Origin of the sequence: uncultured Tenacibaculum sp., from assembly GCF_947504135.1 — a bacterium.
Lineage (GTDB): Bacteria > Bacteroidota > Bacteroidia > Flavobacteriales > Flavobacteriaceae > Polaribacter.
Genome location: NZ_CANNGG010000003.1, coordinates 290,375 through 307,569, shown reverse-complemented (window position 1 = coordinate 307,569; position 17,195 = coordinate 290,375). Strand labels below are relative to the sequence as shown.

The following is a 17,195-nucleotide window of genomic DNA, read 5'->3' as shown; positions in this document are numbered from 1 at the left end:
AAAAATGTTATCTTTATAAATCTACCAAGAAAAAAAAGGATGAAAAAGATTTCAATTAAATCATGGGCGTTAGATGATAGACCCAGGGAAAAGTTATTACTAAAAGGAAAAGTAGCTTTGTCAGATGCTGAATTAATAGCTATTTTAATAGGTTCTGGGAATAGAGAGGAAAGTGCTGTGGGGTTGGCTAAAAGAATTTTATTGTCAGTAAACAACGATTTAAGTTCGTTAGCAAAGCTATCTGTAGAAGAATTAATGAAGTTTAAAGGAATAGGAGAGGCGAAAGCTATATCAATAGTTACAGCTTTAGAGTTTGGAAAAAGAAGACAGTTTAAAGAAAAGGCAGTAACACCAAAAATAAGTAGTTCTAAAGATGTGGCTAAAATTATGCAACCACTCATTGGCGACTTGCAACATGAAGAGTTTTGGGTATTATATTTAAACAATTCAAACAAAGTTTTAGCAAAACATCAATTAAGTAAAGGCGGGTTTACGGCAACTTTGGTAGACATCCGTTTATTATATAAAAGAGGGTTAGAATTATCATCTCTTGGGGTGATTGTATGTCATAACCATCCTTCAGGAAAATTAGAGCCTAGTAAATCAGATATAGAGTTAACTCAAAAAATAAAGAGAGCAGGAGAGACTTTAGATATTAAATTACTAGACCATTTAATTATTACTGAAAAAGCGTATTTTAGCTTTGCTGATGAAAGCATCTTATAGTTGTAGATTTTACAACTAATTATATTATGAGTATGATACTGATTTACACCCATAAAGTTACTCCTCGAGTTCGTTATGTTTTCAAACAAATTTTTACACGTATTTTACAGGTTGAAATAGATTTTACAGGTAAGGTAGAAGAGTTTGTAGCTTTTAACGGGCCAAAGTTTTCTTATACGAACGTGCCTTTAGGTAAAGAATTTTTTGTTCAAAGCCATGAACTGTTATTCCAACAAGGAATCAAAGATGTTGAAATAAATATACAAGAATGGGAAGGGGTACCTTGTTTTTTTTCTACAGTTGAAGCTTCAGAAATTCCATTTGACCTTTTTGCCGCTAGTTTTTATTTAATTTCTAGGTATGAAGAATATTTACCGCATATCAATGATAAACATGGGCGTTTTTCTGCCAATCAAAGTATTGCTTATCAGAACGGTTTTTTAGAAAAACCTTTGGTTGATATTTGGGCATACAAGTTTTTAGAGGTGTTAAAACATAAGTTTCCCGATTTTGAAAACGAAGAAAGAAGCTATCAATATATTTCAACAATAGATGTTGATAATGCGTATGCCTACAAACACAAGAGTTTTATAAGGACGATAGGAGGTTTCTTAAAAGATGCTTCGCAGTTTAAAATTTTTACAATTTGGGATAGGTTTGCAGTACTTTTTAATCTAAAAAAAGATCCGTTTGATACTTTTGAAAAACTTATAGAATTGAAGAAAACGTATAATGTAAGAACCATTTTTTTCTTTTTAATAGGGGATTATACAACATTTGACACCAATGTTTCTGCTTCAAAAAGAAAATTCAAGTTATTGATAAAAGATATGGTAGATTATGCTCGGGTAGGGCTACATCCTTCTTATTATACTATGAATAATCTTTCATTGTTAAAGAAAGAAAAAGAACGTTTAGAGGCTATTACTAATATGCCTATTAACAGATCAAGACAACACTATTTGAGAGTTTCGTTGCCAGAAACGTACCAACAGTTAATAGATTTAGAAATAGAAGAAGATTACTCAATGGGATATGCCAGTGATGTAGGTTTTAGAGCGAGTACATGTACTCCCTTTTATTTTTATGATTTAGATTTTGAAATTCAAACACCGTTAAAAATCTTTCCATTTGCACTTATGGATGTAACGCTTAACGATTATATGAAGTTTACACCTAAGCAATCATTAGGAAAAATAAGAGATTTAAAAAATGAAGTAAAAGCAGTTAACGGTACTTTTATTACAGTATTTCATAACGAAAGTTTGAGTAACTATTTGAGATGGAGAGGTTGGAGTAGATTGTATAATTCAATGCTTAAAATAGTAAAAGAAGCGTAATAAAAATATGGAAATAAAACACTTATTTTTTGATTTAGACCACACACTTTGGGATTTTGATAGAAATTCAAAACTGACTTTTCAGAAAATTTTTGAAGAGCAAAACATTACAATTCCTATTGATGATTTTTTAGAAGTGTACATGCCGATAAACTTAAAATATTGGCGATTGTACAGAGAAGATAAAGTTGAAAAATCAGATTTAAGATATCATAGATTAAAAGAAACTTTTGATGCTTTAAACTATAAGGTTTCTGATGATATGATTGATGTGATTTCTGAAGATTATATTCGTTATCTACCCAATTATAATTATCTGTTTTCTGATGCTGTTGAAGTTTTAGAGTATTTAGAAAATAAGTACCACTTGCATATCATAACCAATGGGTTTGAAGAAGTACAGAACTTAAAACTGCAAAAATCAGGGATTGATAAATACTTTAAGCAAGTAATTACTTCGGAATGTGTTGGAGTTAAAAAACCGAATCCTAAAGTTTTTGAATTTGCTTTAAGCAAAGCTGAAGCTGAAGCTCACGAATCGATTATGATAGGGGATAGCTACGAAGCAGATGTTATGGGAGCGTTAAACTCGGGGATGATGGCAATCCATTTTTCCGAAGAAGCTAAAAATAATGGAGTACAACGCGTAGCTTCATTAATAGAATTAAAAAATTATTTATAAGTTTATCAAGATTAAAGATATCATACCTAATAAGAATAAAATGAAAAGAATACTTTTAATAGCATTGTTTATATCAACAGCGAGTTTTGCGCAGAAATCTATTAACAATTATAAATATATAATCGTACCAAGCAAGTTTGATTTTGTTAAAGAGAAAGATAAATACCAAACAAGTTCACTAACTAAGTTTTTATTCAACAAGTACGGATTTACCGCTTTTTTAGATGATGAAGAATTACCTGCTGAAGTTGCTGATAACCGATGTTTAGTTTTAACAGGAACTGTAAAAGATGAATCAGGTATGTTTACTACTAAAAGTGTTATTGAATTAAGAGATTGTTATAATAAAGTGGTGTTTACTTCGAAAGAAGGAAGAAGTAAAGAAAAAGATTATAAAAAGGCCTATCATGAAGCAATCCGGGATGCTTTTAAATCGATAGAAGCTTTAAAGTATACATACGTTCCGTTGCAAGAAGATGTTGTAACTAAAGAAGTACCAGCCTTAGCTTTGGTACCAACGGTAGTAGAAAGTAAAGTAGCGGAGGTTGTTGAAAAACCAGCCAATGTTAAAGAGCAATTATTTGCACAACCAATACCTAACGGTTTTCAATTAGTTAATATGAAACCTGAGGTTGTTTTTCAAGTATTAAAAACCAATGTAAAAGATGTTTTTGTTATAAAAGATAAAAACGGAATCTTATACAAAAATGGAAATTCTTGGTTTGCTGAATACTATACGAATGATGGTAAAGTAACTGAAGAATACCAAGTGAAGTTTTAATTATTTTTCTCTTAGATATTTAATAACTGCTAAGAGAAAAAGGCTAAAACCAATAACTAAACAAGTATAATATAAATAGCTCCTTTCTTCCTTAAAGACTATTGAAGAAGGGAGTATTATTCCAGATAATAGGTACAAATAAACAGGTTTAATCTTTGTAAAATTCATAGTTTTTAATAGTTGTATTTATCCTTCCAACGTTGTTTTAACAATTCTCTAAATTGATTTTCACGAGCATTATTTCCTGGTTCGTATAGTTTGGTGTTTTTAATTTCGTCAGGTAAAAACTCTTGATTTACAAAATTGCCTGCGTAATTGTGCGAGTATTGATAGTCTTTTCCGTAGTCTAAATCTTTCATTAATTTAGTAGGAGCATTTCGTAAATGCAAAGGAACAGATAAATCGCCAGTTGTTCTAACCAAGTTTTGAGCTTCACCAATCGCCATATACGATGCGTTACTTTTTGCAGAATTTGCTAAATACACAGCACATTGACTTAAAATAATCCTCGATTCTGGATAGCCAATAACTGAAACTGCTTGAAAAGTATTGTTCGCTAAAATCAACGCTGTGGGATTTGCATTTCCAATATCTTCTGAGGCAGCAATAAGCATTCTACGTGCAATAAACTTTACATCCTCTCCACCTTCAATCATACGAGCTAACCAATACACAGCTGCGTTGGGATCACTTCCTCTAATCGATTTAATAAAGGCGGAAATGATATCATAATGTTGTTCACCTGTTTTATCATAGCGAACTGTGTTTTTTTGAATTTTAGATAACACCAATTCATTAGTAATCTCAATTTCATCATCAGCAGAAACTAATAATTCAAAAATATTCAGAAGTTTTCTCGCATCACCACCAGATACTTGTAACAAAGCATCCGTTTCTTTTAAATTGATTTTTTTCTGAGAAATGATTTCGTCTTTTTCCATTGCTCTGTGCAAAAGTGCAATCAAATCCTCTTTATCAAAAGAATTCAAGATATACACTTGGCAACGAGAGAGTAGGGCAGGAATCACTTCAAAGCTTGGGTTTTCTGTAGTAGCACCTACCAATGTTACCCATCCTTTTTCAACAGCGCCTAATAAAGAATCTTGTTGCGATTTGCTAAAACGATGAATCTCATCAATAAATAAAATCGGATTTTTCTGAGTGAACAATCCGCCACTTTTCTTTGCTTTTTCAATTACCTCACGAACATCTTTTACACCAGAACTTATGGCACTTAAAGTATAAAAAGGACGTTCAGATTCGTTGGCGATAATATTTGCTAGAGTAGTTTTACCAATCCCTGGAGGTCCCCATAAAATTAACGAAGGAATGATTCCCTGCTTAATATGATTGGTTAAAATACCGTTTTCACCCACTAAATGTTGTTGACTAATATAATCGTTTAAATTTTGCGGGCGTATTCTTTCTGCCAAAGGTTGATTCATTTTGTAAAAATAACAAAGATTTATGACAGAACTTCAGAAATGCTACTTTGGATTTATTTTTGTTATTTTCAACATTATGAAAACAGAACACCACCTAAAATTTTCTCCAACGGTTTTTACTATTCCTTTCCTGTTTGTTTTTACAATTTGGCTTGTATACTGGTTAGAAATTACATTTGGCTGGAATTTTAATAAATTTGGAGTATTCCCAAGAAATTTTAGTGGTTTAAAAGGGGTTTTGTGCTCTCCTTTTATTCATAGCGATACAAATCATCTTTTTAATAATTCTGTTCCGTTGTTCGTGCTTTCTGCGTGCCTTTTTTACTTTTATAAGGAAGTAGCGGTGAAAGTTTTGATTTATGGAGGAATAATTACTGGATTGTTAACTTGGATAATTGCTCGAGAGTCATATCATATCGGTGCAAGTGGAATTGTGTACTTACTATTCAGTTTTGTGCTTTTCAGTGGAATTATCAAAAAGAACTACCGATTAGTAGCTGTTTCGTTTATCACGATTTTTTTATACGGAAGTATGGTTTGGTATGTTTTACCCATTAAAGAAGGAATGTCTTGGGAAGGACATCTATCTGGGTTGGTAACTGGGTTTGTTCTTTCTCTACTGTATAGAAAAAGAGGAATAGTAAAAGAAAAGTTTGAGTTCTCTAAAACAGAATTTGATGATATGTTTGATGAAAATGGAAACTATATTCCACCAATTGTAGAGGAAGCCGAGTTAGAATTGAAGGAAATAAAATACCGTTATATATACAAGGAAGAGGAATAAAAAATCCTGCATTTAGCAGGATTATATTTTTATAAACGTTGTCTTACAGCTTCGTATAAGAATGCACCACAAGCAACTGACACATTTAGAGATTCGATTTCACCTAGAAGTGGCAATTTAGCCTTATAATCCACCATTTTTAAAACAGAGTTACTTACTCCTTTGTGCTCAGAACCCATGATGATTGCCATAGGTTGATTAAAATTAACATCAAAAACTGAATCTTCGGTTTTTTCAGTTGCAGCTGCTAATTTAATGTCTGCAGCTTTTAACTGAAAAATAGCATCTTTAATGTGATCTACTTTACAAATAGGAACTTTAAAAGCAGCACCAGCAGAAGTTTTTATGGTTTCAGCATTTACAGGAGCACTACCGCTTTTTTGAATGATAATTCCGTTTACACCTGTACATTCAGCAGTTCTAATGATAGCTCCAAAATTTCTTACGTCTGATACTTGATCAAGTAATAGAAATAAAGGAATATTGTCAGACTCCAATGTTTCTTCAATTAAGCTTTCTAAATCATGAAAATCAATAGGAGAAATTTTTGCAACAGCTCCTTGGTGATTGTTATGTTTAGATAAGCGGTCTAACTTTTCAGTAGGAACAACACTAGTTGATATTTTGTTTTTTTTCAACAGTTTGTCTAACTGAAAAAATAAGTCTCCTCGTAAGCCTTTTTGAAGATATACTTTATTAATTGAAGCGCCACTTTCTATGGCTTCAATAATGGCTCTTATACCAAAAATGTTTGTGTTTTGTTCCATGCTGCAAATGTAGTTCATTTTATGGTATAAAAAAACCACCTCGTTAGAGGTGGTTTTGATTTCTAATTAAAAAAAATCTTACCTGTTAGCATTAACGCTATCATCAATTAAGTCATTAGCATCAATCTCTGATTGAGGTATTTTTAAGAAAAACTTCTTATCATCAGGAGTTAAGCTAGCACTCATTATTCTATGGTTACCAGTTCTTGTAATTCCAGTTCTAGTACGCTTAGCATCAAACCATTCTACTCCAATCTCAGCATATAATTCTTTTCTTCTTTCTACTAAGATTTCATCAATTAAATCTTGTCCAGTATTACCAGAAGGAGTTGCATTAGGATCTCTATTAGATTGAAGGGTAAATAACAAGTCAGCAGCAATTGCATCTCTACCTCCCTGTCTAGCTATTGCTTCAGCTTCAGTTAATAACATTTCAGCAGTTCTTATTATTGGATGATCAGAATCAAAAGCAAAAGTAAATTTAGTAGTAATCCAACGTCTATAATCAGAGTCAGGAACACCATATCCGTTAATAAATAAGTTTCTAACATCAGTTGGAGAGAATAAATCTACAAAATCAACATTAAAAAATGTCGCAGCATACGATAATACAGAATGATCTGTATGAGCATGAGGAGCTCCCCAGTAATAATTACTTTGATCAGCAGATTGAGCACTACCCCAAATCCACTCAGGATTACTATAATCATTGAAACCAGTACCGTAACTACTAGCGTTTAGGTAAGGATTAGTTCCACCATAAGCTTGTTTAGCTGCATATTCAGCACCTGGCCAATTTTCCATAACTAAATAAACTCTAGCTAAAATACCAAAAGCAGCTTCACGGTTAATGTAAGATTTACCTAACCTGTCACTAGTTAAATTAGTAGTAGCAAAAGTTAAATCATCTAAAATTAAATCATACATCTCTTGTAATGTTCCCATAGGTTTATGAGAGGTGTCAGTTGTAGTAACAACAGGAGGAGATGGTAATGAAGCATCATACGTATATGTGTGTTGATACTCCATGGCTAACTGAAAATAAAAGAAAGCTCTAATCGCTTTAGCTTGACCTAAAGTTTCAGCCTTATCTTGAGAAGATAAAGATGCTGAATTTTCGATACCTTGAATTAAAAGGTTAGCCTGTCCTATCATATAGTAACAATACTCCCAAGTAAAAGTTGTTCTTCTATAGCCTGGTTCTCTATTGTCGTTTTCATAATCGAAACTAAACCATGTGTTACGTTGAATAATGTCATTACCTTTTACAGTTCGTGCATAGTAAATAGAATTCACACCAGCTGCATCAGTACTGTTGAATTGGCCTCTAAATCTTCTCATTATTCCAGAAATATATGCATTTACTCCTGTCCTAGATGAAAATATAACGTCTTCATTAACTTGATCAGTAGGCTTTGGGTCATTTATAAAATCTTCAGAACAAGCCGAAAAGGTCATGGCAAGTACTAAGACTAATGATATTTTAAAAACTATATTCTTCATTTGTGTGTTTTTTATAATTGAATGTTAAATCCAAAAGAGATAATTCTTTGGTTAAACGATCTGTTATCTGTTGTACCAGCTATACTTTGTTCAGGATCAATTCCTTTATGAGATTGGTAAGTCCATAAGTTATCAGCTTGTAAGTACAATCTTAAATTAGATAGACCAACATTTTTAATTACATCTGAGTCAAAATTATATCCAACATTCAATGCTTTTAATCTAACAAAATCATTTTTAAATAAAAATCTATCAGATGTAGCGTTATAATCATTGTTAGAGTTAGATAATCTTGGAACATTAGTTATATCTCCTGGTTGTTGCCAACGATCTTTAATATCAACAGACATAGCTCTACCTAAATTTTCACCACTTCCCATTAGAGACGCATATGTGTAATCCATTACATATCCTCCAAAACTGAAGTTAAAAAGTAAATTCAAGTCCCAGTTTTTATAAGACATGTTAGTGTTGAATCCACCAGAAAAATCAGGAAGAGATTGTTTTCCGGTTTCATATCTTGTAGCATCTGCATATTCGCTAGTTACGTCTCTTTCACCTGTAGGTTCTCCAGTATTAGGGTCAGTAACGTCAATATACCATAAAGCATCACCAGTAGCAGAATCTACACCAGCATACTCACGAACATAAAATTCATAAAGGGAATTACCTTCTTTCCATAATTTGGTACCGTTAATAAATTGGTCTTGAGTTAATTCAGTAATTTCATTTTTCTCAAAGGCAAGATTTAAACCAGCTCTCCAATTAAAATTTTTGTTGTTAATAATATCAGCATTGAAAGTTACTTCTACTCCTGAGTTAAGAAGAGATCCAGTGTTTGTAGTTATTTCTGTAAAACCTGTAGAAGAAGAAGGTATAGGCTCATCATATATTAAAGCTTTAGATTCTCTGTTGTAATATTCTACCGAACCACTTATTTTATCGTTAAATAGTCTGAAATCAACCCCGTAGTTTCCTATAGCAGTTGTTTCCCATGTTAAAAGAGGGTCATTTAAAGAAGGAATTAATACACCTGTATTATCTAATTCATTCCAACCAGTTTCAAAATTATTCGTATAAGGGAAATAACCAACTTTGTTATTACCTAATTCACCATAAGATGCTTTCAATTTCAAGTAACTTAAGAAAGATGAACTTTCTAAGAATTTTTCTTTAGAAACAATCCAAGATCCCCCTAAAGAGAAAAACTCTCCCCTTCTTGTTTCGGCAGAGAACTGAGAAGAATTATCCGTTCTCCATGAACCTTCAACAAAATATTTTTCGTTGTAGTTATAACTAACTCTTCCTAAATAACTTTCAATAGCTTGGTCAAATTCTGCTCCACCAATACCTTCAGGTACTGTAGCTCCATTTAAAACATATACATTAGGTAAAAAACCAGTACCTTGAGCATTTAGTGTACTGTAGTTTAATTCGTAAGCTTCGTGAATTAAGTTTGCGCTAACATTATGATCTCCAAAAGACTTGTTAAAGTTTAAAGAGTTTGTTATGTTTTTTGTAGTAGTAACATCTCTATCCTGTGTTACTCTACCACCAGCATTTGCTGCATATCCATATTGATTATGCACATAAGAAAATGAATCAAAAAAATATTGTTCGTATGAAACAGTAGTTTTAAAGTTCAAATAATCTGTGAAATCAACTTGAGCAAATGTACTTGCGTTAAATTGATGGCGTTTATTCAAATTAATATAATTAAATAAAGAACCATAAGAATTTTCTCCTTCGAAAACTGGTCTAACACCATTAACTATTTGTGGGTTATCCCCATAATCGTATATAGGATCACCAAACCCATCAAGAATAAGTTGACCATTAGCGTCTCTTCTATAAAGAGGATAAATAGGAGAAACAGAAGTAGTCCATTGAACAGCACTTTGGTAAGAACTACCTGACTGTGTAGGATTGTTTTGTTCTTGTGTAGAATAACCTACATTTAAACCTAATTCCAACCAGTCATTAACATCTGTAGTAGCATTTATTCTAGTAGTTAATCTTTCAAAGTCAGATTCAGAGATAGAACCTTCTTGATCTAAATAATTCATAGAAAAAAAGAAAGTGCTATTTTCAGTTCCTCCAGAAGCAGTTAAACCGTATTCTGATCTTATTGCTGCGTCATTAAACATTAAATCTTGCCAATCAGTTTCCCACAATTTATCTGTAGTTACAAGGTTACCACTAGGATCAACTGGGTTAGGAACACCCGGACCATAAGGGTTGTACCCTAACAATGAGATTAAAGAATTAGAAGCATTTGTTCCTGCTGTAACTGCATCTTGACCAGAAGCATACATATTAGAGTTTCTCACTGCCTCCCAATTATATCTCATTATATCATCAGTACCTAACATTTTGTGTTGTTCAACTGCTCTACTTGCAACACCTAAAGATGAGTTAAAAGTAACTTTTGTAGGAGAGTTTTTTCTACCCTTCTTTGTGTTGATTAATATAACACCGTTTGCAGCTCTAGAACCATAAAGCGCTGTTGAAGAAGCATCTTTTAAAACAGACATACTTTCTATTTGATCGGCACTGATAGTGTTTAAGTTTCCATTGTAAGGTGAACCATCTAGAATAATTAATGGATCAGCCCCAGCATTAATAGAACCAACACCTCTAATTCTAATAGTTGGGTTGTCTCCAGGTTGACCACCAGCTGCAATTATACTTACACCAGGTACAGCACCTTGAATAGCATTAGTAACAGAAACAACTTGTTGTTTGTCAATAATATCACTATCAACTACAGCTACCGATCCAACAATAGCTTCCCTTTTTTGAGTACCATAAGCAACAACAACTACTTCTTCAAGTAAGTTGTTTCCTTCTAAAACTACTGAAATCTGATTAGAAGTACCTACTGTTCTTTCAGCTGTTTTCATACCTACAAAACTGAAAACTAATACGTCACCAGTTTTAACATTGATAGAGTAGTTACCATCAAAATCAGTTTCAGTACCTTGTGTAGTACCTTTTTTTAATATCGTAACTCCCGGTAATGGACCAGATTCATCTGAAACAGTACCTGAAATCGTTCTTTCTTGTGCAAAGGATATTTGCACAATCAACGCTAGGAATAGCGTTAAAATTCCATTAAACTTTGTTCTCATTATGTAATTATTTGAATTAATTAAGCGCTAAAATCATAAATATATCTTAAATAAACAATTTTTTAACATTAAAAAACGCCTTAGAATTTATCTAAGGCGTTTTTTTTAATTTAAAGGTTTAGGTGACACTAGTTTACATCCCACCATACTTTATTAGTTAAGTTACCAGGTGTAGTGGTTACTTGGTTTAACTGATTAGAATTATTTTGGGTTTCAGATAAAGGGTATGGTAGTTTTACAGGGATTGAACTTATTACCGCCTCTGTTGGTACAGTTAATTGTGGGTAATCTAATCTTCTCCATTCGTTCCAAGCTTCTAGCCCATTCATATATAAAGCAACCCATTTCTGAGTACCTAAAGACATTTTCCAATTGGAAGCATCGTATGGATTGTTTGCAATGTAGCTAGAGATAGTTGCTCCATCAGTAATCCCCCATTGATTCATAGAGGCTTCAATACCTTTGTTGTAGGCATCTTGCGCATTACCAGTTAAAAAATTTCTTTGGTAGGCTTCTGCAAGTAAAAACTCAACTTCAGAATATGACATAACAACATGAGGAGTTGTAGCTTCTCTCACTTGATCATTAGGTCTTGAAGTTGTAGATTTTAAATTTGTAGCATCATTATCATTTAAGCCATAAGGCATACCTACGATAGTACCACCAGAAGCAGGTTTAGCGTATTCATCTAATCTAGGATCTCCCATACTTTCTAGTGTTGTAACTAAGTATTCTGAAACACAATAGTCATCTCTGTTGTCAATTAAAGGAGAAAGGTTACGAAACAAAGGGTTTGCTCTATCTTCATTAGAATCGAATGTAAATAGTGCGTTTTCAGCGTTGTTTGATATAAGGTTGTTTTCAGCTGCTTTAGCGTATTTTTCAGCTGTGGATGGATCAATATCGCTAAGTCTCATGGCATATTTTAACATAAGAGAGTTGGTTAATTTTTTCCAATTCTCAATGTTTCCACCATAAATTACATCACCGCTACTAAATGAATTAGCTGAAGAAACATAAGTGTCACTAGCGTTTTTAAGCATTTCAAGTATACCTTTGTATATTATTTCTTGTTTGTCATAAGCAGGCAATGAAATATCAGAAATTGCTTCAGTGTATGGAACGTCACCATAACTATCGGTTAATGTAATAAAAGTTTGAGCTATCATTACATCTAAAATGTTCTTTTTGTTGGTTTTAATGTCATCACTTATTAATTCATTTTCAACAAGTTCTTTCGCTGAGTATAGTTCTTTTAGTACGTCTGCATAAAAAACTCTCCAACTTGCATTGAAGTGAGTTACATTTACATTATACCTTTGTTCTTCGGTATATTCGTTTTGTGCCCAGTATTGAACCATTAGTTGTCCCCAGTCAGCATTCATGTTTACACCTGAAACTCTACTGTAGTAGTTAAACTGTGCTGTGGTAAGAAGCGTAGATGGAGCTACGGCTACAGCTGTATTTGGATCAACGTTAAGATCAGAAAGGTCATCACATCTGTATAGTGATAGTACTGATAACGTTAGTATTAATAATTTAATTTTTTTCATTTTTTTAAATTTAAAATTTAGCAGATAAATTAATTCCGAATGATCTAGTTGAAGGTATTTGAGCGTTTTCAAGACCTTGAGTGTTACCAGATCCAGTAATAATCTGAGGGTCAATGTAAGGAACATCAGAGTAAAGTATAGCTAAGTTTCTTCCGTATAAGCTTAAATTTAAGCTTGAGAAAGGTGTTTTATTTAAGATTTTGTTAGGTATTGTGTAACTTAGTCTTAATTCTCTAAATTTTAAGAAGCTAGCGTCGTATGTGTTTGGAGCTGCTACAGCAAAATTATTTTGGTAGTATGCAATAGGGTCTATTCTAATGTCATTAGGAGTCCCATCTTCTTTTACACCAGGTAAAACCATACCGTTTTCACGGATATCAGATTCTCCGTTATATGAAACTGTTTCTGGGTGCATACCAGAGTATTTAGACCATTGTAAAGATGTAGAGTGCATGATGCCTCCAACTTGAAAGTCAAATAATCCAGATAAAGTAACACCCTTGTAGCTAAAAGAGGTGCTGAATCCTCCAGTCCAATCAGCAAGAGCAGAGCCTAGGTAAACTCTATCGTCAGTAAATTTATACACACCGTCACTGCCAACTACTTTATTACCATTGTCATCATAAACAAAATCTTGGCCAAATAACGCCATGTATGGTAATCCTTCTTGAACTCTTAAGTCTGCAGCCCAAGTGCTTCCGACACCGATACTTTCAACAATAGTATTACCTTCATCGTCTTTTAGTAATTCAACTACTTCATTTTTTTGTTTTGTAAGGTTAAGACCTAGGTCCCATCTGAAGTTGTCGGTAACTATAGGTGTACCGCTAAGTTGAAGCTCGTAACCAGAGTTTTTCATTTTTCCTGCGTTTAAGAGTCTAGAAGTATAACCTGTAGTGTTTGATACTGGAACGTTGAATATTTGGTCATCTGTAGTTCTATCATAGTATGCAGCATCAATAGTTAATCTGTTTCTGAATAATTTAACTAAAAAACCAAATTCTACCTCTGTAGTTAACTCATTAACTAAATCTGGGTTTTGTTGAGCGTTAGGAACTTCGTAAAGAGGATTGTTTCCAAAGTTAGGAGGTAATGGATTGTATGCGTCAGTTAAACGAAACGGATCACTGTCATTACCAGCTTGTGCTATACTTGCTCTAACTTTTGCGAAGTTGATAACATCACTTCCTTTAACTCCTTCTAATTCCGAAATAGCAAAGCTTAAAGAAGCAGAAGGGTAAAAGTAGCTATTGTTTTTCTTTGGTAAGGTAGAAGACCAGTCGTTTCTAGCAGCAAGGTCTAAGAAAAGCATGTCTCTCCATCCTAAAGAAGCAGTCGCGAATACACTGTTTATTCCTCTTGTTGATTCGAAGGTTTCTGCTATAGGACTACCTGCAGAGTTAGCAATATTAAAGAATCGGTCTACGATTAAACCACCTGTAGTTTCTATTGTAGTTCTTTTTTGAGAGCTTCTCATTCTGTTAGCACCGATAGAACCATTGAAAGAAAACTCATCACTAAAATCAGTGTTGTAAGTTAGTCGTACTTCCATATTTGTTTCTTGGAAGTGTCTTTTTGTTTCTTCATATCTTGATCCGTCAACTGATCTGAAAGGGATACCTTCTCTTGCGTTTAATTGAAACCAGTCGGTTCCAAATTGAGTGGTAAATGTTAATTCATCAGTAATGTCATAACTTAGGTTAACATTACCGTACAGTCTGTTTTTAACATCTTCTTGTAGGAAGTTTTCTCTAACCCAAAAAGGATTGTCAAAGTAGTTAGCAGTTGGGTCAAATGAAGTTAAACTCCCGCTAGAATCTTTCGTGATACCTTTAGGGTTCCATGTATATTGGTTTCCTTCAGATGTGTTTTGTTGGTCTCTTAAACGTTCAACATCTAATTGGGATTGCCACCACTGATAAAATCCTTGCATAGCATTACCTTGAGAGTAACCAGTTACATTTCTGTTTTCAGCAGAAGTGTTAACGTAGTTTGCAACAATATTAGTTCTTAACTTGTCGGTAAGTTTGTAAGAAGTGTTTAGGTTTAAGGTGTTTCTTTCAAGCTCCCCACCAGGTGTAGTACCTTGTACGTTAAGGTTTGTATATCCAACTCTGAAGTTAGATTTTTCGTTAGATCCAGAAAAAGCTACTGAATTAGTGAAAGTGGTACCGATGTCAAAAAAAGAATCGTATGGATTTTTAGGAGCTACCCATGGTCTAGTTTCTTTATAGTTAGGTGATCCTGGATCCCATGAGTCCCAGTGTCTAACCATTAGATTTGGGTCGAATTTAGGACCCCAAGAACCGTCTTTAGCGTAGTTAGGAGCTAAATAAGAGACACCGTCTTGTGTAAACTCGTTAAAACCGCTAGCAGTTGAATAAATAGAACCTCCACCGTAAGCTGTTTGAATAGGAATAAGGTTGTTTACTTCGTCAATACTAACACTAGAGTCAAAGCTAATACCTATTCCTTTTTGTCCTTTACCACTTTTGGTAGTTATAAGAATAACACCGTTTGCACCTCTAGAACCATAAATAGCAGTAGCAGCCGCACCTTTTAAAACAGACATAGATTCTATATTAGAAGGGTCTATGTCAGAAGCAGAGTTACCATAGTCATAAGAACCTCCACCAAAACCTGATTGTTGGTCTTGATTAGCGTAATTATCATTGTTAATAGGCACACCATCTATAACAAATAATGGTTGGTTGTTACCTAAGAAAGAGTTAGAACCACGAATGGTGATTCTTGATGATCCTCCTAGTGAAGAAGCAGAACCTTGAATTTGTACACCAGCAACTCTACCTTGTAGTGAGTTAACCAAGTTAGCTTCTTTTGCTTCGTTAAGTTTGTCACCATCAACTTTTTGTACTGCATAACCGATGGCTTTTTCTTGTTTACTAATACCTAGAGCTGTTACAATTACTTCGTCTAACACATTGTCATTAGTCATAATGATAGTCATTGTGTTTGAGGTTCCAACTGTTTTCTCTATAGTTTTCATTCCAACAAAACTAAATACCAGTACATCGCCTGTTTTTGTTTTGATTGAGAATTTTCCGTCAAAATCAGATTCGGTACCTGTGGTTGTTCCTTTTACTAGTACGTTAACCCCTGGTAATGGGCCTGTTTCGTCTGAAACTGTACCTGAAATTGTTTTTTCTTGTGCAAAGGATATTTGCACAATCAACGCTAGTAGTAGCGTCAAAATTCCATTAAACTTTGTTTTCATTATGTAATTATTTGAATTAATTGAGTCAAAAATCATAAATAAATATTAAAAAACAAAGAATTTGTTAAAGAAATATAAAAAAAATAAATGTTAATGTATTTTTTTGTGTTAAAAAATAAGGAGTAACTTCTTTTTTAAGATTTTTTTTACGAGTATTTTTTATTAGTGTATTGTAAGGTATGTTAGATGAGTTGATTGTTTTTTTATATCGAAATTGAAGGTTTTTCGATTTGTGGAATGATGTTTTAGTAAAAATAACTCCTTGATATTTGAATAAATAGAAAATTGTCGTACATTTGCACACTCTTAAAATTAGAGTAATTTAAGTACAAATTAAAAACAAGTAATAATTTAGTATGCCAACTATTCAACAATTAGTTCGTAAAGGAAGAGCCAAAATAACTAAGAAGAGTAAATCGGCTGCTTTACAAGCATGTCCACAAAGACGTGGAGTTTGTACGCGTGTGTATACCACAACACCTAAGAAACCTAACTCAGCAATGCGTAAGGTAGCAAGGGTTCGTTTAACAAATGGTAATGAAATCAACGCGTATATTCCAGGTGAGGGACACAACTTGCAAGAGCACTCGATAGTATTAGTTAGAGGTGGAAGGGTAAAAGATTTACCAGGTGTTAAATACCACGTGGTACGTGGAGCATTAGATACTGCAGGTGTTGAGGGTAGAACCCAACGTAGATCTAAGTATGGTGCAAAACGCCCAAAAGACAAAAAGTAAAAATTAATTAGTAACTTTTTTAATGTAAAGACATGAGGAAAAGAAGAGCTAAAAAAAGAGTTTTGTTACCGGATCCAAGATTCAACGATCAATTAGTTACACGTTTTGTGAATAACTTAATGTGGGACGGTAAAAAATCTGTAGCGTTCAAAGTGTTTTACGATGCAATGGATATCGTAAACGAAAAGAAAACTGACGAAGAAAAGTCGGCTTTAGAAGTGTGGAAAGATGGTTTATCTAACGTGATGCCTCACGTAGAAGTTCGTTCTCGCCGTGTTGGTGGTGCAACTTTTCAAATTCCAATGCAAATTCGTCCAGACCGTAAGGTTTCTATGGCGATTAAATGGATGATCTCTTATGCGCGTAAGCGTAATGAAAAAACAATGGCACAACGTTTAGCTGCTGAGGTTTTAGCTGCTGCTAAAGAAGAAGGAGCTGCTGTTAAGAAAAGAGTTGATACTCATAAAATGGCTGAAGCAAACAAAGCATTCTCACACTTTAGATTTTAATA

General features: G+C 33.5%; 13 protein-coding genes. 7 read left to right on the top strand and 6 right to left on the bottom strand.

The annotated features are described in order from the left end of the window. Nucleotides 1–39 precede the first annotated feature (39 nt). From radC to Q0663_RS07755, 4 genes are read left to right on the top strand one after another with little or no spacing between them, the layout of a single operon-like run. Nucleotides 40–726: a DNA repair protein RadC gene (gene radC / locus Q0663_RS07770; protein ID WP_299009019.1), complete on the top strand. Its 687-nt coding sequence runs from the start codon at nt 40–42 to the stop codon at nt 724–726. Nucleotides 727–752: 26 nt separating this feature from the next. Next, the gene (locus Q0663_RS07765; protein WP_367171440.1) at nt 753–2,066 is read left to right on the top strand and encodes a hypothetical protein; all 1,314 of its coding nucleotides are present in this window, start codon (nt 753–755) and stop codon (nt 2,064–2,066) included. Nucleotides 2,067–2,073: 7 nt separating this feature from the next. Beyond that, entirely contained in the window at nt 2,074–2,748 is a 675-nt protein-coding gene (locus Q0663_RS07760) for a YjjG family noncanonical pyrimidine nucleotidase (protein WP_299009017.1), read from the top strand. Nucleotides 2,749–2,788: 40 nt separating this feature from the next. Next, nucleotides 2,789–3,529 carry a hypothetical protein gene (locus Q0663_RS07755; protein ID WP_299009015.1) on the top strand — a complete coding sequence of 247 codons (741 nt, stop codon included), beginning with the start codon at nt 2,789–2,791 and terminating at the stop codon, nt 3,527–3,529. A gap of 173 nt (nt 3,530–3,702) precedes the next feature. On the opposite strand, the gene Q0663_RS07750 is transcribed toward Q0663_RS07755, so the two are convergent. Next, the gene (locus Q0663_RS07750) at nt 3,703–4,974 is read right to left on the bottom strand and encodes a replication-associated recombination protein A (RefSeq protein ID WP_299009013.1); all 1,272 of its coding nucleotides are present in this window, start codon (nt 4,972–4,974) and stop codon (nt 3,703–3,705) included. A 76-nt stretch (nt 4,975–5,050) separates the two neighbouring features. On the opposite strand from Q0663_RS07750, the gene Q0663_RS07745 reads away from it, so the two are divergent. After that, complete coding sequence (locus Q0663_RS07745; protein WP_299009011.1) at nt 5,051–5,758, top strand: rhomboid family intramembrane serine protease; 708 nt, start codon at nt 5,051–5,053, stop codon at nt 5,756–5,758. A gap of 29 nt (nt 5,759–5,787) precedes the next feature. Here Q0663_RS07745 and rlmB read toward each other — a convergent pair whose 3' ends face one another. From rlmB to Q0663_RS07720, 5 genes are all read right to left on the bottom strand, one after another. Further along, a complete protein-coding gene (gene rlmB, locus Q0663_RS07740; RefSeq protein WP_299009008.1) occupies nt 5,788–6,525 on the bottom strand; it encodes a 23S rRNA (guanosine(2251)-2'-O)-methyltransferase RlmB in 738 nt (245 codons plus the stop codon). Between the two features lie 78 nt (nt 6,526–6,603). Then, on the bottom strand, nt 6,604–8,028 hold the full coding sequence (locus tag Q0663_RS07735; protein ID WP_299009007.1) for a RagB/SusD family nutrient uptake outer membrane protein: 1,425 nt from the start codon (nt 8,026–8,028) through the stop codon (nt 6,604–6,606). Nucleotides 8,029–8,039: 11 nt separating this feature from the next. After that, on the bottom strand, nt 8,040–11,159 hold the full coding sequence (locus Q0663_RS07730; protein WP_299009005.1) for a TonB-dependent receptor: 3,120 nt from the start codon (nt 11,157–11,159) through the stop codon (nt 8,040–8,042). A 128-nt stretch (nt 11,160–11,287) separates the two neighbouring features. Further along, nucleotides 11,288–12,712: a SusD/RagB family nutrient-binding outer membrane lipoprotein gene (locus Q0663_RS07725; protein ID WP_299009003.1), complete on the bottom strand. Its 1,425-nt coding sequence runs from the start codon at nt 12,710–12,712 to the stop codon at nt 11,288–11,290. A 10-nt stretch (nt 12,713–12,722) separates the two neighbouring features. Beyond that, nucleotides 12,723–15,947 carry a SusC/RagA family TonB-linked outer membrane protein gene (locus Q0663_RS07720; RefSeq protein ID WP_299009000.1) on the bottom strand — a complete coding sequence of 1,075 codons (3,225 nt, stop codon included), beginning with the start codon at nt 15,945–15,947 and terminating at the stop codon, nt 12,723–12,725. A gap of 356 nt (nt 15,948–16,303) precedes the next feature. On the opposite strand from Q0663_RS07720, the gene rpsL reads away from it, so the two are divergent. Both rpsL and rpsG read left to right on the top strand, forming a co-directional pair. After that, nucleotides 16,304–16,684, top strand: coding sequence for a 30S ribosomal protein S12 (gene rpsL / locus Q0663_RS07715; RefSeq protein ID WP_028890722.1), 381 nt, complete (start codon nt 16,304–16,306; stop codon nt 16,682–16,684). A 32-nt stretch (nt 16,685–16,716) separates the two neighbouring features. Beyond that, the gene (gene rpsG, locus Q0663_RS07710) at nt 16,717–17,193 is read left to right on the top strand and encodes a 30S ribosomal protein S7 (protein WP_299008998.1); all 477 of its coding nucleotides are present in this window, start codon (nt 16,717–16,719) and stop codon (nt 17,191–17,193) included. Nucleotides 17,194–17,195: the final 2 nt, after the last annotated feature.